Source organism: Acidobacteriota bacterium, assembly GCA_029861955.1.
Lineage (GTDB): Bacteria > Acidobacteriota > Polarisedimenticolia > Polarisedimenticolales > Polarisedimenticolaceae > JAOTYK01.
The window spans coordinates 84,644-104,549 of record JAOTYK010000002.1 but is presented as its reverse complement, the minus strand read 5'-3'; the positions used below and the strand labels follow the sequence as shown (position 1 = coordinate 104,549).

The following is a 19,906-nucleotide window of genomic DNA, read 5'->3' as shown; positions in this document are numbered from 1 at the left end:
CGCGGCGACCCGCAAGGGCTGGAGGGGGCGCCAGAGGGGGATACGGAGAGCCACCCTGCGAAGTTTCACGGTCGAGGCGAGTTGTGAATTGTTGTAAAAATGGGCCCTCGGCATTCGCCGTGGGTTGAGGAGCGGGTAAAGGGGTCGCGATGTTCGACGAACAGTCCATTCTCGTCACCGGCGGCGCGGGGTCCTTCGGTCGAGATTTTGTTCGAAATCTCCTGAGGCGCCACGCCCCCCGTCGAGTGGTCGTGTTCTCCCGCGATGAGTTCAAGCAGTTCGAGATGCGAAACGAGATGGGCTCGCGTGTCTTGCAGTTCGTGCTCGGTGACGTTCGCGACCGCGATCGTCTCGTCGAGGCCATGCGGGGCATCGATCTCGTCGTTCACGCTGCGGCGCTCAAACAGGTTCTGGCGGCAGAGCAGAATCCGATGGAATGCATCAAGACGAACATCCACGGTGCGGAGAACGTGATCTCGGCTTCTCTGGCAAACGATGTGAAGCGGGTGGTTGCTCTCTCAACGGACAAGGCGGCCAGCCCTGTGAGTCTCTACGGCGCGACGAAATTGGCCGCCGATCGACTCTTCGTCGCGGCAAACAATATCGCGGGCCAGCATCCGACCTTGTTCTCCGTCGTACGCTACGGGAACGTTGTCGGGTCTCGAGGCTCCGTCCTTCCTCTCTTTCGTGCACAACTGGCCGCCGGCAAGGATGAGCTACCGATCACGGATCTGCGCATGACGCGTTTCTGGATCACCAGCGATGAGGCCGTCTCGTTCGTCAGCGCGGCCTTCCAACGGATGCAGGGCGGCGAGATCTTCGTTCCGCGTCTTCCTTCCGTTCGAATCGAGGATCTTGCACGATCGCTCGACGAATCGGTTTCTCTGCGGGAGATCGGTATTCGTCCCGGCGAGAAGCTCCACGAGATGATGTGTCCGGAGGCAGACTCCCATCACACGCTTGAGTTCGCGGACCATTTTGTGATCTACCCGAACACCGAGAACAGCGAGCGAGAGGTTGATTACACTCGTAATCTACTAGGAGAGATCGGCAAGCCGGTCGACCCTGGATTCGAGTTCTGCTCGAATTCGAACGAACGATTCCTCACCGTGGAGCAGCTGCGGGAGATCAACCGCCAGAGTTGAAGCGTCACTCGTAGAACTTCAGGAGTTTTCGTTCAACCCGCTCGAAGTTGTGGAAATTCTTCAGCTTTCTCAGGTCTCGGGCGCGGGGGCTCATCAACCCCAGTTTGAGAAGCACGCCAAGCAGCGGATTAGGTGGGCGAACGTTGAACGGGATCAGGTTGAAGTCGAACAGTTTCGGGATCGGTTGGCCATCCGAGTCTTCAACGACCATGACATTCATCGAGTGAAGGTCCACGTCGTATAGTTCTGCCTCGTGAAACAGCTTCACCATCTGACGAACATGCTCGAACAGTGACGGCGGTAGCTTCCCCTCGTGGCGTCGGTAGTAAAAGTAGTACAGCTCGCCGTCGAGCCGTTCCTGCATGAACCCGCGTACGTCGTCGACGACGAGTGTCCCATACGGGCGAGCAACGTACCTTGCCATTCCGGGAGCCTCGTAGAATGCCAGATTCCGCGAGTACTCGAACTCTTCAAGGCGGACCGGGTGTTTGCGCGCGTGGCGTTCCAACGCAGACAGCTTGTAGATCTTCAGCGCAACTTGTTGGCCGTTCCAGATGGCGTTGTACACGCCACTACGCCCACCCTCGCCCAGGCGATCGAGCACCTGCACATCGCCGATGGTTCGGTTTTCGAACGACGGGGGGTCGGTATCGCTATGCGTTGTGGGGAGACTCACCGACCACGATCCACTTGTCGGAGAAGACACGGGCGACGGGAATTACACGTCGAATCTTGATGCCGGCTTCACGGAACTCATCTTCCATCTCGCGTCGAGAAACTCGCTCGAGTGGAGTCTTTGTCATCCTGAGGGCACTCTTGATCTTCCACTTCAGATAGCGCGGCGTGTAGCAATGCCGGTAATCGATGATCAACCAGCGGCGGGAGACTCGACCCATCTCTCGAAGGATTCGAACTCGCGTTGCGGGATCGACGTGAAACATGAATCGGATGGACATCACGCAGTCGACCGAGCTATCAGGCATCGGGAGCGCCTCGGCATCCGCCTGGACGTACCCGGCAAACCTCTCGAGATCGTTGAACTTGCTTTGCGCCTCGACCATCATTTCCAGGGAGATGTCGCTTCCGATCACCAGGTGTCCACGCTCGGCAAGACTCCCGGTGAATCGTCCGGTTCCGCAAGGGATGTCCAGGACCGACTCGACGCCATCGGTCTCGTCGAGCGCCTTGCAGATCGCCTTCCACTTCTTGATGTTTCGCCGTACTCTCCGAGGTTCGCCGAACCGATGAAAGTCGTAGTCGCTAGCTACCGCGGATTCCCGGTAGAACTGTTTCTTGTACGCGTAGCCGTGCTCAGTCGGGCGACTGGGGTCATCTTTAGAAGGTTTGCGCGCCTGGTCCATCGTCGAGCTTTTTGTAGTGGAGTTATGCGGGAAAGTCAAGCGAAGCGTCGTGCCAACGGAACCCGGACGGGTCGATAGACGGCGAAAGCGGACTATCGGGCCAGCTCTTGCGGTGCGCGAGAGAGTGGTATTTCACGGGGGCCACGTCGTTGGGCGCATCGCCATGAAACAAGCTGGCCAGGTACTGGATCTGACCACGCCCGACGCCGAGCTCGTATTGCCCGCCACCGTAAAGTGAAATCGACGCATCGAGGAAGTGATCGTAGGCGTCGAACAGGGTTCGGAGTCTTCCAAACCGTGAGGGTTTCATGTTCAGAATCGTTGGCCGGTAAGGCAGCCCTTTCAGATCGTCGATACTGTGGATATTGGCGTCCCAACTGACACGGTCGCGATGGGGTCCAAGGACCCGCGCACACTCGGCGTCATCGGCGGGGTCCTCAAGGATGGCGTCCGGAAGGCCCTCCGCGATCGTCTTGTACATCGCAGGGTGGGGGGGCGGGCCGCTGAACGAACCCACGTAGAGCCCCTTGAGATCCACGACACGGATGTTCCCTAGCTCGCCCAGCCGGTCGACGAAATGGGGCGTCCACGACGCGTCGTAGTCAATCTTGACCTCCAGTGAGGGCTTGTCGATCCTGCGGGCAAGAACGGGTTCGACGCTTGGAGGGTTGCCGAGGGACATCGACGCCGCGAAACGAACAGGTTGGGGGCGGCGTTGGAGAATTTCAGCCAGGGTGGTGTCCGACTGGCGCAGCGCGAGGTCCAGCGCTGCACTCTCGAACGCCCAGCGCCGGTAGTTGCGGGATGCCGGCGACTCGGGGGGTGCCGGAAACAGATCCAGGGTATCCAGATGTCGACTGAAATCGTCGAGCGTGAATGTCCCGGCAAGATTCAGAGTCGCTCCCCGGTCGAGGAAGGACCGCTGCTCGTCCGCCGAGTAATTGACGTCCTCTCCTAGCCCGTCGTGTCCCCCACCCTGCAAACAGACTGTCGTCGTGAGACGAGTCCAGCCTCCGTTCGCGATCTGCTGCTGGTGGAGTCGATAGCCGTCGATCGTGACCGGCAGATCTGCCAGACGTTCGTATAGCGACGTCATCGTGTCTGGGCCGCCGCGGACTTCCAGACCAGGTGGATTCCGAACGCGCGTCCGGGAGCGAGAGGGGACTTGTCGTCCGCCGACCGGAAGTAGGACTCGTCCAGCAGGTTTTCGCCACTCACGTGCAGAGCCCAGTCGGTGGAGAGGTCATAGCGGATCGCGGCGCTCAGAAGCTGCACGGATGGAATGGCGACCTCACCGGAAGGGGCGAAATGGTCCTTCGCCCCTCGTACTCGAAGACGGGCCCTCCAACTCCAGCGACCCGTTCGATGGGAGACCCCGACGAATGCCTCATGAGGTGGGATGTCGGCTAATTCGTCACCTGTTCCGTCATCCTCGCCGCGGATCAGATGGCCACCCCACTGCAACATCCAGTCGCCCTCGAACCGTCTCAGTCCTTGAAGCTCTACCCCGTTGATGGTCCCGGAGGTCAGGTTAACGAAGCTGCGAAGCTCGTCTGGACCGATGGTCACCCGTTCGATGTAGTCGTCGATTCGGTTTCGGTACAACGCGAATGAGACCAAAGACCGTTTGCCGATCCTGCGGGTCGAGAACTCTGCGTTCAGGGAGCGTTCGGAGTCGAGGTCGGGGTTGCCGACTACCCGGCCACGACCGGTGGAGCCGCTGAAGAACCTCTCCGTGAGACTTGCAAATCGAAGACCACTGCTGATCGAGCTGCGCACCTCCCAGCGGTCGGAGAGTCGATAGGAGATTCCGGTGAAGCCGTTCGCGGTGAATTCATCCGGACGTTCCGTCCCATTCTCCTGGACATCGCTGGACAGGCGGATGCCGCCCTCGATCTCGATTCGATTTCGTCGATGACGAATACTCGAGAACACGCCGACCTCGATCTCGTCGGCACCGTCGAGCGTCCGAAACGTCTCGACCGGATCCATCGACATCGGATCCAGCGGTGTCCTTACTTCACGCGAATCCACGTCCCGACGACCGATCGTCTCGACGCCGTATCGAATACGAGTGTCGATGCCCTTTCGATGTTCTCGCTCGAATCGCACTCCGAAATCGAAGGCGTCATTGTCGACGACTGCGCGCTCCACGCCCGCCTCTACGATATCCGTCTGCAGGTCCTGGGTGTGAACGTAGCTATGAAAGCGCCATCCCGCATCGGCTTTGACTTCGAACTTCAGCAGTTGATGGCGCTCGCGGGGGTAGATTGTCGTCCTGGCCGGAAAATCCGTATTGGACTTTCCGATGTCATCTCCGTAGCTGGGTATCAAGATCCATCGATATTGCTTGTTACCCGCGCGATGACTGTAGCGAAAGACGGCTGATGTCTGGCTGAACGCTGAATTGAGGACGTCGCCCTCGGCGGTCTCCGCGTTGTTCGCGGTCCGATGGGCGAAACTGATCGAGCCGTTTCCGGCTCCGAACGAGCCGGCAAGCCAGCTCTCATCGCCGTCGCTTTTGTACCCGGTCTGAAACATCGATCCCGACGGGCTCGACGGGAACGATTGCACCACGCCTCCCAGCGCACCGGAGCCGTGAAACGTGGTCGCCGGACCGCGAACGATCTCGACACGCCCGACGAGGAGAGGATCGAGAAACGAGGCCGAGACTCCGGCACGCCGCTCGCTGGTGATTCGCATTCCCGAGATCAACTGAATGACACGTTGTCGAGAGACGCCGCGTATCGAAATCGTCTGGAACAAGCCATCCTGACCGTTTTCCGAGACGCCCGGCGCACTCGCCGCCAGGCGTGTCACCGACTCCGGTGTATCCAACGTCTCGCCGGGTGTCAGAACCGTCGAGCTTGCTCCCACGGGACTGTCCGTTGCGCCTTCGATCTCTGCCTTGGCGGAGACGTGCTCCTGCCATTCGATCTTCTTCGCCTCTTCGGTCTCGACCGAGTCGCCCTTGTCGTCCTTGTCGGACTGGGCCCCGATGATCGAAACGACGGACAGAGCTAACACCAGGCATAGGACGCGGGAGGGCGCAACACGTTGCATTAGACCGGAAGCTCCTCGATTCGACCCGACGTCTCTCACGCCGGCGCGGCGTGCTTCGTATCTAATGATAGTGTCCGACCGGGGGCCGTACCACCGTCAGTTCAAGGTGGACCATTCGTCGCCGCAAGTTCGAACACCTGCAAAGCCCCCGTGTCGCGAACGTAGAGCCGGGTGCCGACGAGTGTGGGAGCCGTCCACGTCTTCTCATCCGAGATCGTCGCTCGCGAGAGGATCTTGAGACCGTCGCGTCCCAATCGCACCAGGGCCAGATTGCCATGCTGATCCAGGAAGAGTGTCTTGTCTCCGATGTGGACAAAATTGGCCTGTGAGAAACCTCGCTCTTTCCAGAGAATCTCGCCGGTTTCCGCGTCAATTGCCGCCAGGATCGATCCGTTGTTGCCGATGGAGGCGTAGAACGTGTCGTCGATCCGGATCGAATTCCAGTAGTGAATGCTGACCTGGCGATTGGCCCAGAGTTCCGTCACCTGGGTCAAACCATCATCCGCAAGCGCGAGTCGGAGCACGCGCGTCCCGCCATCCGGCTGTGTTGCGACCCACAGAAGGTTGTCTTCGCCCCACACTGGTGCCGTCGAATTGTTCTTCCACTGGTTTACCGACGGGTGACTCCAGAGTCGCGCGCCATCACTTGCATCGACGCCGATGATCTCGTCCGCGGAGAAGTAGACGAGCTGTTCTTGCCCGTCGACGTCGATCACTGCCGGCGATGCGTAGCTGACGCTGCCAGGCTCGCTGGCCCACACGACAGATCCGTCTACCGGGTCGAAGGCGGCAACGGCCATCTGCGCGCCGCCGACGAGGACGATCACGTTCCCGTCGTGTTCGATCGGACTCGCCGAAAATCCGAAATCCAAGACGGTCGCACCCAGATCGGGGACCAGATCGTGGGACCACAGGATCTCGCCGTCCTCGATCGCCATGCAATGTAGGAGGCCGCTATAGCTCAACGTGATCAGTCGATCACCCAGTATCAGGGGTGTGGCGTTGGGGCCCGTGCCGAACTGCAGTACGTTGCCGTCGTGCGCCGGCGCCTCGTAACGGCGACTCCACTCCTCGACGCCGTCTTCTGCTCGAAGGGCGACGACAACGTCCTGATCTCCCTCGCGATAAAGCGTGAATAGTTTGCCGCCCGCCACGACGACCGCCGAGTAACCGGCCCCCAGATCGCGCCGCCAGACCGTCGTGGGACCCATGGAAGTCCAGATGTCCGCGAGGCCTTTCGTCGGGAGTTGGAAGTCTTGGGTCGGTCCGCCCCAACCTGGCCATCCGCGTCGAGTCTCATCTGTCGACAGACCCATCTCGGATGGGTCCTCGCCGGCGGCGGAAGGACGGCGATCGCCGTTCGCAGGGCAACCGACGGAAAAGACGAGAGAGACGAGAGCCAGGGCAATAATTCGAACGGTCATCATGGGGCAGAGCTTAGCGGTGGACGGGGGAGCCCGTCAATTGATCGGCCGTTACCCTGGGCCGGGATGCTCGGGGTATCATGACCCGCGGCACAGGTCGGTCATTAAATCTCATCGGTCGGGAGTCACGAACATGATGAAAGTAATCGTCGGGTTGATCAGTCTAGCGATCGTCAGCTGGGTGCCAGCTCTATCCGTAGAAGGCGAAGACGCCAAGTCCGACGCGGTCGGCGTCCTGACGCGCTCCGATGCGGCGCTCAAGGCGGTCAAGTCGGCGAGCTATCGTACGGTCACCACGGTGACCGGCGTGGCGGAGAATTTCGTCAAGCCCTCGAAGGGCGAGGCCGTGATCAGCGGCTGGGCGAACCAACTTCCCGAGAAGATGTACGTGCATGTGGCGGTCGCCGACGGTGAAGACACGCTGGAGCTGACCGGCGGCGGCAACGGCGACAATTACTTCGTGATCGATCACTCCAACAAGAAAGGCTACGAGGACATGGATCCCGGGGTTCTCGGGTCTCTGGGACGAACCCTGCAGGCCGCGATCGTCGCGGAATTCGTTCACCCCTCGCCGATGGGCGATGAAATCAACGCCGAGAGTCTGGAGATGTTGGAGGAGCACGAAGTCGGCGGCGAGTTATGCCACCAGATTCGCGTTGTCTACAGCGGCGGGCGAGGGCAGTCGATCTGGTCGATCGCGAAATCGGACGACCTTCCACGCCAGCGCACTCAGATCTTCAGCACCCCTCAGGGAGAAGGATCGCTGACCTATCAGCTGTTCGACCTGGCAATCGACCCCGAGATCGACCCGTCGAAGTTTCGCATGAAACTTCCCGAAGGTTACGAGCAGGTTGACGACTTCGCGCCCTGAATCGAGGGCAGTCGCTATTTCAAGCTGAGCGCCACCATCTTCTGCTGATCACGGACGTACATCGTCGCTCCGATGATCGTTGGAACTGTCCATGAGACGCCATCGAAGAGGGAAGTCTGTGCCTGCATCGTCAGGTCTTCCGGTGTCGCCGTTGTCATGGACAGAACGCCATCCTCATCGAGGACGAATAGGCGACCGTCAGCGGCAATCACGTTCGCCTTGGCATAGCCACGCTTGCGCCAACCGATTTCTCCGGTCGAGATGTTGACGGCAGCCATGAACGCAGGTGTTCTCATGCCGGTCGATCCATAAACCCAGTCACCGTCCTGAACACTTGTGACGTGGTAGAACTGGATCTTGCGGGTTGACCAGGCCTCTTCTGCGGTGCTCTTGCCGTCCTTGACACTCAGTCGAATTCCCTTGGCACCCGCTTCAACTGCCGAAATGAATAGAACGTTGTCGTTCGAAAGCACCGGCATGCTTACGTTCTGCTTCCATGTGTTCTCGTGGGGTATCCGCCACTTCAGGTCGCCGTTCTTGGGATCGAGACCGACCACCTCGCTGGCCATGAACGTGATCAACTGCTCTTCGCCGTCGATCGTGAATATCCGCGGAGTTGAATAGCTGTTGCCGAAGCTCTGGTTCTTCCATGCGACGGAACCATCGTCTTTGTCGAACGCGACAACGCTGGTGCCTTCGCCACCGACCAGTGCGATGATCGTATCGCCGTAGGCAATCGGACTGGACGAATAGCCATGATTCAGGAAGTTGCCGTTGAACGGTTCGCTCCAGAGATCTTTCGACCAGATCGCCTTGCCGGTCTTCTTCTCCAGGGCATGCATGACGCCTGCGATCCCGATCGTATAGACGCGGTCGCCGTCGATCAGGGGTGTCGAGCGAGGGCCGATACCGAATTGGGTGACATGACCGTCACGAGGCGCGGACGCGTAGGCGTGCTCCCAGATGGTCTCTCCCGACTTCGCGTTGGCGCAGAGGACGACCTCGTTGTCGCCGGTGCGATACATCGTGTATATCTTGCCCGCCTCGTAGAGGATTCCCGAGTAGCCGTCGCCAAGCGAGCGGCTCCAGAGTTCTTTTGGACCGCTCTCGGGCCACGCGTCGGCCAGTCCAGTTGCAGTAGCTCTAAAATCCTGAGAGGGGCCGCCCCACTGGAGCCAGTTACTCTCTGTCGGTTTGTCCGCTGCCGGGAGCAGGGAGACCGTAAGTACAAGCAGGCCAAACAGAGTGCGTTTCATCTTGTCACCTCTTCTGCGACGTCGTTCGAATCGAGACTATCGGGATTCGGTCCTGCCCCTCAGGCGATTCCCAGCATATACCAGACCGGATCTTGGCGGCGGAAGGCGGTATTATTGATGGTCATGACCCGTTCCCATTCAATTCAAGTCCATTGGGCCGGCGCACTCGCGGTATTCCTGATCTGGACGTTCGTCGGATGCGGCCCACAATCGTCGCCGCCCGTAACCCCGGCCGATGAGAACGTTCTGCTCATCACGGTCGATACCTTGCGAGCAGATCATCTCGGTGTGTACGGAGCCACGCAAATCGAGACTCCGAACATGAACCGCCTGGCCACCGGAGGCGTGTGGTACGAGCAGGCAGTTGCCGCGTCACCGATCACACTCCCGTCCCATGCCACGATCCTGACGGGGCTGGACACACCGCACCACGGGGTTCGTCACAACGGCCTGTTCGTGCTGGATGAGAAGTTCGAGACGCTGGCGGAGATTCTTCGTCAGCGTGGCTACTCCACGGCTGCGTTCACGGGTGCGTTCGTCCTGGACCAACGCTACGGTCTCGGCCAGGGATTCGACCACTACGACGACCAGGTCCACATCGGTGGCGGCAAACGCCCCGGTGGGACGTATGTTGAACGCGACGCCGGAGTCGTCGTCGATCGAGCCTTGCAATGGCTGAACACCCGCGATACTGATCGCCCTTTCTTTGTCTGGTTGCATTTCTACGATCCCCACGCGCCCTACCGCGCCCCGTCGCCGTGGATGGAGCGATACGCGACGAACCCGTATGCGGGAGAGGTCGCCTGGGTCGACGACCGCGTCGGTCATCTCCTTGAAGAACTCGGAGAGGCCGAACTTCTTGATCACACGCTTACCGTACTGACCGCGGATCACGGTGAGGGTCTGGGGCAACATGATGAGTGGACTCACGCCGACCTGATCTACGAGAGCACGATGCGTGTTCCGCTGATTTTCTCCGGACCATCGGTCGCACGAGGCGGCGGACCGGTTCGCGATCGCCTGGCCGCAACCGTAGATGTTCTTCCGACCGTACTCTCGCTCCTCGATATTCCGTTCGACGGCAACCGCTTCGATGGGATTGACCTGATAGGCGAACCCATCTCACCGGACCGACAGGTTCATGTCGAGACGATGGCACCGCTCCTCGATTACGGATGGTCGTCGCTGCACGGCTTGCGCACACTGACCACCAAGTACATCGACGCCCCCGATCCGGAGTTCTTCGATCTCGCGACGGACCCGGGAGAACTGACCAATCTCTACAACGATGACGCCAGAGCTGTGGAGTCAAGGCGCGTCCTATCCGAGCTGCGAAGTCATTGGGGTGATGATCTCGCATTGCTTGACGGCGGTCGCGAACAGACACCCGACGAGCGCCGTCGTCTCCAGTCGCTCGGATATGTCGCCGGTTCGAACGCGTCACGGCGAGTGGGTGGCGAGGATCCGAAGACGATGATGGGGGTCTGGCGTCGGATGCGGGAGGCCGTGGATCTTGCGCGTCAGAAACGATACGAGGACGCGCAGGCGGCGATCGAGGCCGTTCTCGCCGAGCAGCCGACATCGGCGCGGGCGTGGTACAGCGCGGCGAGCATCTATGAAATGGCCGATGTCCCGGATCGCGTCGAGCATGCGATGCGGCAGGCCGTTGCGCTTCAGCCACGCTCGGAGGGGTACGTCACCCTGGCCCGTTACGCCCTTCAAAGAAACGATGAAGTCGCGTTTCGTGACGCCCTTGACGCTGCGGAGGCGCTCGACCCACGGGACGGCGGCGTGGCGATCGGCCTGGGGCACTACCACGCGTCTCGTGGCCGAATCGCCGAAGCGTTGGCCGCGTTTCGCCATGCGATCGAGGTGGATCCGATCCGGTCCGGCCCGTACGCTCGTCAGCAACTGGAACGACTCGAGGCGGCGCAGGGAGATACCCCATGAGACGATCGCATCTGCATGCACTTCCCCTGTTGTTGTGTTTGACGGTTGGCCTGACGTGGTCATTGGACTCCCCGTCGACGACCGAATCCGACAGCAGCCTCGCGACCGCGTTGTCTCTCGAAAACGCCTTCATCGAAGTCGCGGAACGGGTTTCGCCAGGGGTAGTCGCGATTCGCGGCTACCGAAAGATCGCCGCTGGGGCCAGTCCCCGCGACGAGGACGGCTGGACCGGGCAGGAGGCCGAGCGGTTTCCTGGCCACGCGAGACGGACGGCGCGAAGCGGGTTCTTCGTCAGCAAGGACGGATACATCCTCACGACTCGCGACGCGGTTCAACACCCGGATGACCCAACGCCCGTGGACATCCTGGAAGTCGAATTCGGTCGGCAAGTTCGCGTTCGTGGTCGAATCGTCGGCATTGAACCCACGATCAACCTCGCGGTCGTCAAGGTTGACACTCCGGTCGAGCTGACCGTTCTCCCATCGGCAGATAGCGATCTCATACGTGTAGGGCAATGGGCGATCGCTTTCGGCGATCCGGAAGGAGCTGAGCGAACTTTCGCGGCGGGAGTCGTCTCTCTTCGTCCCCAACGTGACTGTTACCAGGAGGAACTGACGCGAACCTACGTTCAGACGTCGAATCGCGTCCCGCCTCAGAGCCAGGGCGGTCCCCTGGTTGATATTCACGGTAGGGTCGTGGGGATGAGTGTTCCGCCCGGGGCCTCTGCGCCATCGGATGAGCTGGATCGGGTCGCCGGAGTCGGATCCGGCTTCGCACTGCCGAGTAATCTGGCGATGACGCTTTATGGAGCGCTGCGTGAGAAGGAGAGCCGCGTCTCGCCGTGGCTCGGGTTCTCGGTTCTCCAGCTCTCTCCTGACCTGCGAAAACAGTTGCAGTCGTCACCACGAACGGGTGTCTACATCGACGATCTGTTCGTTCCCAGTCCGGCATCACAAGCGGGTGTCCAGGTGGGTGACGTGCTGGTCGAGATGGGTGGGCAACGGATCCTGGCGGTCAAGGACTTTCAGCGGTGGCTCTATCTGTTCGGCATCGATCGAGAGGTCGAGTTGCTCCTGTTCCGCGACGGGAACGAGATCAAAACGACGGTCACCATCGAACAACGTCCAGCGGCCGCAATAACCCGCTGATCCGAACCGGTGTCTCCAACGGAATTTCGTTTCCAACGCGACGGGATTTCGTTTATCCTTCCGCCCATGAGTCACGGACAACCGCTCAGATCTCTCGATCAGGTCCTGGTCGACCTCGCCGCCCTCCGAGACCGACAAGAGTTGGGGAACTGGCTCGTGACGACGCTCGCAGATCGCCCCGACGTGTTGTGGGCCTCTCTCTGGGATCAGCGGCGAACCGACGATGAGATGTCCGGCACCGGGGCCGACTCGACGGCCGCGTGGAGGATCTGGGATCGGGCGGGGCTTGCCGTGGTCACTCCCGTGATCGATCGGACTGGCCTTCCGCTGGGTGCCGCCACCATCATCGACGGTGACGACGCCGGGAAGACCAATTGGCACAACGATCTGGCGGACTCCAGATTGGCGTGGGCTCGGATGCCGGGTGTCCGCGGCGTCGCGTTTCAGCCGATTACCGGACCCGGGAACGACGCCGGAACCTGCGCGATCCTTGTCATTCTCGCATCGGTGACGTTCGTCGGCGGGGGTGTCGCCTGGCTCAAGACGTTGGCCGCCCACATGACTCAGGCTCTGGGGCGCGCGGCGTTCGTCGGGCAGTCGAGTTTGACAGACGGGCCAGTGCTGAACGAAGAGCAAATGAGAGAGTTCGAGCGCCGAAACCTCCGGGCCGCGCTCCAGGCCAGCGACGGCAAGATCTACGGTGACGACGGTGCAGCGGCCCGTCTGGGACTTCGTCCGACGACGCTGGCCTCTCGGCTCAGTAAACACGGCCTCGATCGCCGGTCGTCTTAGCGCTCCCGGCGCCATTCGCCGATTCCGGAATAAAAGACTCGCGAATTGTCATTTGAGATGGCATTTTGCTGTCAGCTATCGTCTATTGTGATCGATGGAACGTCGAGTGTCGGATTCCAATCAGATGCCCCGCGGGATTTCGCTGGCGACGAGTCATGTCGACCGGCAGGAGGCGATCTTCACGCCGGAAGCGGTCTCGTTCGTTGCACGGCTCACGCGCCGGCACGGACCCGCCCTGGATCGGCTGCTCGCTGCGCGGGTGGATCGCCGTGCGCGGATGGCAACGGGCGAAGAGCTTCGGTTCTTGCCCGAGACAAAATCCGTTCGCGATGGCGACTGGAAAGTCGCTTCGATCCCGTCGGATCTCCTCAGGCGACACGTCGAGATTACGGGACCCGTCGATCGCAAGATGATCATCAACGCGCTCAACTCGGGCGCGGACTGTTTCATGGCGGACTTCGAAGACTCGTCCGCCCCAACGTGGGATGCCATGGTCGCCGGGCAGGTCAATCTCCGCGACGCGGTCGCCGGGACGATTTCGCTCCACGATGAATCGCGCGACAAGCACTACCGTCTGAACGAGAATACGGGGACGCTCCTGGTACGACCGCGCGGGTTGCATCTGGTCGAACAGAACATGCGAATTGACGGGAAGCCTGTTCCTGCAGGCCTTTTCGATTTCGCGCTCTATTTCTTCCACAACGCACACCGATTGCTCGCAAAGGGGAGCGGACCGTACTTCTACCTTCCGAAACTGGAGAGCCACCGTGAGGCCAGATGGTGGAACGACGTCTTCGTCGATGCCCAGGAATTCCTGGGACTCCCGATTGGATCGATCAAGGTCACGATGCTCATCGAAACGCTCCCGGCGGCCTTCGAGATGCACGAGTTGATGTTCGAGCTCCGGCAGCACTCTGTCGGACTCAACTGTGGTCGCTGGGACTACATCTTTAGCTACATCAAGACCCATCGCGAGCGACCCGATCGCGTTCTTCCGGACCGATCGCAGGTGACGATGGAACAACACTGCATGCACGCCTACTCCCGTCTGGTGATTCAAACGTGTCATCGGCGGGGCGCACATGCGATTGGCGGGATGGCCGCCCAGATTCCCATCAAGGGGGACGATGCGGCGAACCAGGTCGCGATGGAAAAAGTCCGTCGAGATAAGCTCCGCGAGGTCACCGATGGCCACGACGGAACCTGGGTAGCTCATCCGGCGCTGGTGACGATTGCCCGCGAGATCTTTGACGATGGAATGCCGTCAGACAGCCAGGGCAACAATGACCACCAGCAACACGTACTCTTGCACGATCTTCGCGTGTCGGAAGAAGACTTGCTGCGAGTCCCGGAAGGAACACGCACCGAAGAGGGACTGAGGCTCAACGTGCGTGTCGGCATCCAGTACGTCGCAGCCTGGCTGGAGGGTCTTGGCTGTGTTCCGCTCTACAACCTGATGGAAGACGCGGCGACGGCTGAGATCTCTCGCGCTCAGGTATGGCAGTGGGTCCACCATGGCGTCGAACTCGAGGATCAATCTCCTGTGACGGTGGAGCGAATCAGCTCCGTGATCGATGAGGAGATGGTCAAGATCCAACAAGAAGTCGGCGATTCCAGGTTTGTTTCATCGCCGTACGCCGAGGCGGCGGAGCTCTTTCGCCGCTGGTGTTGCGCCGAGACGCTGGAAGAATTCTTGACCAGCGCCGCGTATGCGCGATTGATCGAACGCGATTCAAATCGCTGAATCACCTCGCTGATACGGGAAGCTACGTGAGATCGTCGTCGTTTCTCGCGTCGTGATAGCATCCGTCCTTACTCAAGCCTCGAATCGCGTCTTTAACGACGCGACGGCGGGTCAGCACGGGGGATGGAGTGTTCCGGCGACGCAAGAAAGTTGGTCTGCTTCTCTGCGCCCTCATGTGGACCGCCAGTCTCTTGCACGCGCAGAGCGGCGGATTGGAAGTCGTCGTACGCAACTCGACCGACGGTTCACCGATTGTCGGTGCCGTCGTCACACTGAGCCATCCGGAGCAGTTCATCTCGACGACGGCGGTCGCGACGAACGCGTCGGGAATCAGCCTGTTTCCGGTCCTGCGGTCGGGTGGTGGCTACATCATCGAGGTCGAAGGAACAGGATTCTCCGGCCGTCGATTCGATCAACTCCGAATTCAGAGTAATGCGGTCAACCGAGTCGAGGTTTTGCTAGCGGGCGAAGTTATCGAATCGGTCTCCGTCAAGACCGAGGGGTCTATCGTCGATCTTACGGAAGTCGGAAACCGGACAAAGTTCGACGCTACCTTTCTGGAGAACCTCCCGATACCGGATCGCCAATACCAACGGATTCTTACACTCTCGCCAGGGGTGAAGGATGATGATGGCGATGGCAACCCGAACGTACACGGTGCGCGCGATCGAGATTTTCGCGCAGAGGTGGGCGGCGTCGGGAATACCGATCCACTCACCGGCGAGTGGTTGAGTTACCTCAACCTGGATGCCATCGAGGAGCTTCAGGTTCTCACGACCGGCGCCGGCGTCGAATACGGGAGAGCCTCCGGCGGGTTTGCAAACATTCTCCAGAAACAAGGCAGCAACCAGTTCGAGGGAGTTGCCAGCCTCATCTATCGGTCGTCGAACTTCGATCGCGATGGAGCGGCAAACCGAGAGACGCCCGACTTTCGTTGGCTCCAGCCATCATTCCAGGTAAGCGGGCCTCTCGTTAGAGATCACGCCTGGTATCGCCTCTCGGCCGAGTATATCGATCGAGAAGATCCGATCGTGTTTCTGGATCGCACCGAGACTCAGGTTCGAAAGCAGGCGATTCAGTCGTATCAGGTGACCACACAGCTGACGCCACGGAACAAGTTGGCGTTTCAGTTTTCGTCGGACCCATTAGAAATTGAGCGCTTCAACCTCTCCTCGACGATACCGGGGTCGGCGGCGACCGATTTCGATCGTGGCGGCGAGACTTTTACCCTTACGTGGACAGCGCCGTACTCGCCGAACCTTCTGGTGGAGAACATCGTTGCGTACCAGAACCATAGTCAGGAGATTGTTCCTTCCGTTGAAGGAGTTCCGAACGACTGCGTGGTTTTCGGTGCCGTGCCCGCCGACAGGTTCGGCATCCTCAATCAGGCCAATTGCCTGGATATCGAGACGGGTAGGCAGAGTGGGACGGCAAACGAGTCATCGGCAGACAAACGGCAGCGGCTGACAACGCGTAGCCAGGTCACCTATTTCGCGAACAACCTCTGGGGCATGAGTCATCGATTCAAGTTCGGACTTGTCGTCGAGAACGAGCGTTACTTTCGGCGAATCGAGCGAAATCCTACGCTTCGCTTTACGACCGAACGGGTTCCATTGGGGTCACCCCCGATCGTGGCCACGGTCGAGGCTCGGATCGCGGCGCCCAATGGTTCGCAGGGGCGTGCGACGGGCGTCAACACCACGCTGTTCTTCGAGGATCAGCTACGACCGATTCCAAGCCTGACCATAACCGCCGGGTTCCGGTACGACCGCGAGGAGATCAATTCCGACGGATTCAGACCGTTCGACCCCGAGGCCGAGGCGGCCACCTTTCTGGCTCCGTTCGATATGACCGGCCCGATTCCGCTCGACGCGTTCGCCATTTTTACGCGGTTCAACGACATCCTCGATTTCCGCAACGAAGTCGGCGCCGTCCTGGGCATCTCACCGTCGTTTATTCCCCTGAGTGCGGCCGCAAACGTTAGTAGCAGGTTGGTCAAGGCGCGACAGATCGAAGACATCAATCTCGTAAACCATAATGTTGCCCCTCGTATCTCTATCGCATGGGATCCAGGGGGAGACGGAAAAACCAAACTGACGGCGACGGCGGGACGGTATTACGACAAGATCTTTCTCGCAGTACCGCTCGTCGAGATCGAGCCCGCGGAGACCAACATTACTTTCCGCGCGTTCCCGCAGGGCGATCGGTTTGTCAATAACGGACGGGTCGGATCATTCGACCCAGCCGTATCGGTCCAGGCGATCGATCACGACCTTCGAACCCCCTATCAAAACGAATTCACGCTGGGGTTCGAGCGTGCTCTATGGAACGAGTCGTCCGTTCGATTGACCTACATCAAGAGGCGTTTCCTGGATCAACTTCAGGACCAAGATTTCAACAACGCGGTCGATGACCGGGGGCGCTGTGTGGTTCCAATCTTTTTTGGACAGCGGCCCGTCGCGGCCTCTCCAGGGGTTGGAGCGCTCATAACGGTTCCCGGGACCGGGGAACAGTACACGGATACGGATCCCGGTGTCGGGGACGGACGTATCGACGACTGCACCGGGGATCTCCTGACGTCTGGTACACCGCTAAACCCGATCCAGGCGGAAGTCCCCGATGGACTTCCCGATCTCTACAACCAGAATCCTGCCTGGGGAGAGATCCTGGTCATCGGGAACTTCAATCAGACCGACTACCGCGCGTTGGTCCTGGAGTTCGTCAGGCGCCAGTACCGAAACTGGCAGATGAACTTTTCCTACACGTACTCTCGGGCCACCGGGAACGCCGAGGATTTCGATCAACTCCTTGGCAACGAGCGAAATCTCATCGAGGACGAGGAGGGATTCCTTTCCTTCGATCAGCGACATGTAGCTCAGCTCAGTGCGATCTCGCTGACCCCCTGGGGTTTCCGGCTTGGGGGAACGCTTCGGTGGGAATCCGGGCTGCCGTTTTCCGATCTCCAGAGCAAACAGACCGTCTTTGGTCGTGCCCCCGAGTATTTCAATCTCGCGTCGTTCAATCAGAAATTCCGACTGAGATACACGCGTAACCAGCGGAACGACGAACGCAACCCAGGCTTCTGGACGGTCGACATGCGTCTCTCGAAGGAGTTTTCTCCCTCTGCCGGAACCCTGCTGCAGGTGACCGTGGAGGTGTTCAACCTGCTCAATGACGACACCCTTCGACTTGAGGACCGTGTCCGCAACACGAACGCCGGCTCCCAGCGCTTCGGGCGGCAGTGGCAGTTGGGACTGAGGTACAGTTTCTGACCCGATCGTCGTAGACACGCGGATATCTTCAAAGAATTTGATCGAGACGGCCTTGAAGTATTGCGTTTTTTGCGGCCCATTTATTGACGTTTAGACGTCGGCCTCTCAGCGGACCCACCTCCATCGTGAAGTTAATATAACTTCATTCACGTTCACAGCGCTATTAGCTTAAGTTTGATTAAGCTATTGTAATTTGCTTGATACATATTCATCTCGCAAATTCCGTCTCTGTGTGCTCGCCGAACTGGGTATTCGACGTGCACTCGTGAAGACAACGTCCGAGAAAAATCTCCCGACGTTCCCAAGGTGAGGAGGCATTGAGATGAGCAGGATTCAAGGAAATCGGCGGTGGACTCGGGCGATGACGATGATCGTCGTTCTTACGGTTCTGGGGTGCGGGTTGGCTCTCGCAGCTCCGGGTCCGGAGGTCGAGATCAAGGTCGATGTCGCGCGGCTTGCCGTTCGGACGGTTGCCGACGGCAGCCAACAGACGATCGAAGAACCCGTCACGAATGTGACTCCCGGCGACGTGCTGGTCTATCGGCTGACTGCGAGCAACGTGGGCAAGGCCGCGGCACGGAATATGCGCCTGCAGGATCCGATCCCGAAAGGGACGGTCCTCGTTACGGAGTCCGTCAGCAGTGATCGCGCCGTTGTAACGGCCAGCATCGACGACGGCGTAACGTACGCCACGTTTCCGATCCAGATCGAAACGACTGCCGTGGATGGGTCTGTCACACAGGTTCCTGCTCCCTCGTCGGCTTACACGCATCTGCGTTGGAAACTCGCAGACACGATTGCGCCAGGCGACGAGAAGTCCGTCAGTTTCAAGGTGCGCGTTGAGTAATTCATTCAGGGCTCAAGACATTTACACGGAACCGTCTCGGCATTTGGCCGTGGCGGAGGAGAAGAGGTGATTTGATGGCACACACGTACATCAAGCGTTTCACGCTAGGTGTAGCGCTGACGTTGCTGATGGTGGCTTTTGCCGCCGATAGCTTCGCGGCAGGTACTCCGGCGGGAACCGTTATTTCCAATACGGCAACCGCCGACTACGAGGACGCCAATGCCAACGCGTTGCAGGCAATCTCGAATACGGTGACCACGACGGTGAATCAGGTCTCTGCGGTCGATATTTCCCCACCAACAGGTTCGCTCAACGCAGATCCCGGAGATCTCGTTTGTTACGCTCATACCGTTTCGAACAACGGTAACGACGCCGGTATCATCGATATCGCCACGAGTAGCAGCCAGGGCTTCACGGTCACGGTCTACGAGGACGTCAACACCAACGGTACTTACGAATCCGGTACCGATACACTTCTCACCGACACGGGTGGCAGCGCGGATGTGGATACCGGCATACTGCCGGACAGCGTCAGTTCCCCCGGTAACAACTCCATTGAAATTCTCGTGTGCATCGCGGTCCCGGCTGGAACTGCCGACGGAACGGTGGATGCGACCGACATCGATATCGCCTCCGTTAACGATCCCGGAGCGACCGATTCTGCGACGGACACGACGACGGTCCAGTCTCCTGATCTGGGTGTCGTCAAGTCGGTGTCGCCCGTCGGCAACCAGCCCCCCGGCACCACGCTGACGTACACCATCGTCGTGACCAATAATGGCGCAGTGGACGCTCTCAACATCGTGCTGACGGATCCGGTTCCGGCCAACACAACGTATGTTGGATCGTCGATTACTCAGGATGCCGCTACCCGAACCGATGGTGCGGACGGCGACAACGCCGACCATGACGACACCAATGCTGGCGAGGTCACCGTCGCCATCGGGACACTGGCGTCAGGCGCGAGTACGACGATCGTGTTCGAGGTAATGATCGACTGATCGTAGGCTCAAGGACCGAATAGCTCCTCACC

General features: G+C 59.8%; 15 protein-coding genes. 9 read left to right on the top strand and 6 right to left on the bottom strand.

Annotated features, from left to right (window positions below):
- Positions 1 to 149 precede the first annotated feature (149 nt).
- Positions 150 to 1,145, top strand: a complete 996-nt coding sequence (pseB, locus tag OES25_01455; protein ID MDH3626306.1) for a UDP-N-acetylglucosamine 4,6-dehydratase (inverting) — start codon at positions 150 to 152, stop codon at positions 1,143 to 1,145.
- Between the two features lie 4 nt (positions 1,146 to 1,149).
- Here the strand turns inward: pseB and OES25_01450 are convergent, their stop codons facing one another.
- The 5 genes from OES25_01450 to OES25_01430 all read right to left on the bottom strand — a co-directional run bounded on the left by OES25_01450 (position 1,150) and on the right by OES25_01430 (position 6,996).
- Positions 1,150 to 1,821, bottom strand: a complete 672-nt coding sequence (locus OES25_01450) for a hypothetical protein (protein MDH3626305.1) — start codon at positions 1,819 to 1,821, stop codon at positions 1,150 to 1,152.
- Complete coding sequence (locus OES25_01445) at positions 1,799 to 2,506, bottom strand: class I SAM-dependent methyltransferase (protein MDH3626304.1); 708 nt, start codon at positions 2,504 to 2,506, stop codon at positions 1,799 to 1,801. The genes OES25_01450 and OES25_01445 overlap by 23 nt, the downstream gene beginning before the upstream one ends.
- Positions 2,507 to 2,528: 22 nt before the next feature.
- The gene (locus OES25_01440; protein ID MDH3626303.1) at positions 2,529 to 3,602 is read right to left on the bottom strand and encodes a hypothetical protein; all 1,074 of its coding nucleotides are present in this window, start codon (positions 3,600 to 3,602) and stop codon (positions 2,529 to 2,531) included.
- Complete coding sequence (locus tag OES25_01435) at positions 3,599 to 5,569, bottom strand: TonB-dependent receptor (GenBank protein ID MDH3626302.1); 1,971 nt, start codon at positions 5,567 to 5,569, stop codon at positions 3,599 to 3,601. Before OES25_01435 ends, OES25_01440 begins: the two co-directional genes overlap by 4 nt.
- A 101-nt stretch (positions 5,570 to 5,670) precedes the next feature.
- Positions 5,671 to 6,996, bottom strand: a complete 1,326-nt coding sequence (locus OES25_01430) for a PQQ-binding-like beta-propeller repeat protein (protein ID MDH3626301.1) — start codon at positions 6,994 to 6,996, stop codon at positions 5,671 to 5,673.
- Between the two features lie 130 nt (positions 6,997 to 7,126).
- Between OES25_01430 and OES25_01425 the strand changes: the two genes are divergently transcribed.
- Complete coding sequence (locus OES25_01425; protein MDH3626300.1) at positions 7,127 to 7,864, top strand: DUF2092 domain-containing protein; 738 nt, start codon at positions 7,127 to 7,129, stop codon at positions 7,862 to 7,864.
- Between the two features lie 14 nt (positions 7,865 to 7,878).
- Here the strand turns inward: OES25_01425 and OES25_01420 are convergent, their stop codons facing one another.
- Complete coding sequence (locus tag OES25_01420; protein MDH3626299.1) at positions 7,879 to 9,120, bottom strand: PQQ-like beta-propeller repeat protein; 1,242 nt, start codon at positions 9,118 to 9,120, stop codon at positions 7,879 to 7,881.
- A gap of 123 nt (positions 9,121 to 9,243) precedes the next feature.
- Between OES25_01420 and OES25_01415 the strand changes: the two genes are divergently transcribed.
- The 7 genes from OES25_01415 (at position 9,244) to OES25_01385 (ending at position 19,874) form a co-directional block, all read left to right on the top strand.
- A complete protein-coding gene (locus OES25_01415; protein ID MDH3626298.1) occupies positions 9,244 to 11,070 on the top strand; it encodes a sulfatase-like hydrolase/transferase in 1,827 nt (608 codons plus the stop codon).
- Positions 11,067 to 12,218, top strand: coding sequence for a S1C family serine protease (locus OES25_01410; protein ID MDH3626297.1), 1,152 nt, complete (start codon positions 11,067 to 11,069; stop codon positions 12,216 to 12,218). Before OES25_01415 ends, OES25_01410 begins: the two co-directional genes overlap by 4 nt.
- Before the next feature lie 66 nt (positions 12,219 to 12,284).
- Positions 12,285 to 13,010 carry a hypothetical protein gene (locus tag OES25_01405; protein MDH3626296.1) on the top strand — a complete coding sequence of 242 codons (726 nt, stop codon included), beginning with the start codon at positions 12,285 to 12,287 and terminating at the stop codon, positions 13,008 to 13,010.
- A 124-nt stretch (positions 13,011 to 13,134) separates the two neighbouring features.
- Positions 13,135 to 14,754 carry a malate synthase A gene (gene aceB / locus OES25_01400; protein MDH3626295.1) on the top strand — a complete coding sequence of 540 codons (1,620 nt, stop codon included), beginning with the start codon at positions 13,135 to 13,137 and terminating at the stop codon, positions 14,752 to 14,754.
- 173 nt (positions 14,755 to 14,927) lie between these two features.
- Positions 14,928 to 18,026, top strand: a complete 3,099-nt coding sequence (locus OES25_01395; protein MDH3626294.1) for a hypothetical protein — start codon at positions 14,928 to 14,930, stop codon at positions 18,024 to 18,026.
- Between the two features lie 322 nt (positions 18,027 to 18,348).
- Positions 18,349 to 18,873, top strand: a complete 525-nt coding sequence (locus OES25_01390; GenBank protein ID MDH3626293.1) for a hypothetical protein — start codon at positions 18,349 to 18,351, stop codon at positions 18,871 to 18,873.
- Positions 18,874 to 18,947: 74 nt separating this feature from the next.
- Positions 18,948 to 19,874 (top strand): DUF11 domain-containing protein, encoded by a 927-nt coding sequence (locus OES25_01385; GenBank protein MDH3626292.1) that lies wholly within the window; start codon positions 18,948 to 18,950, stop codon positions 19,872 to 19,874.
- Positions 19,875 to 19,906: the final 32 nt, after the last annotated feature.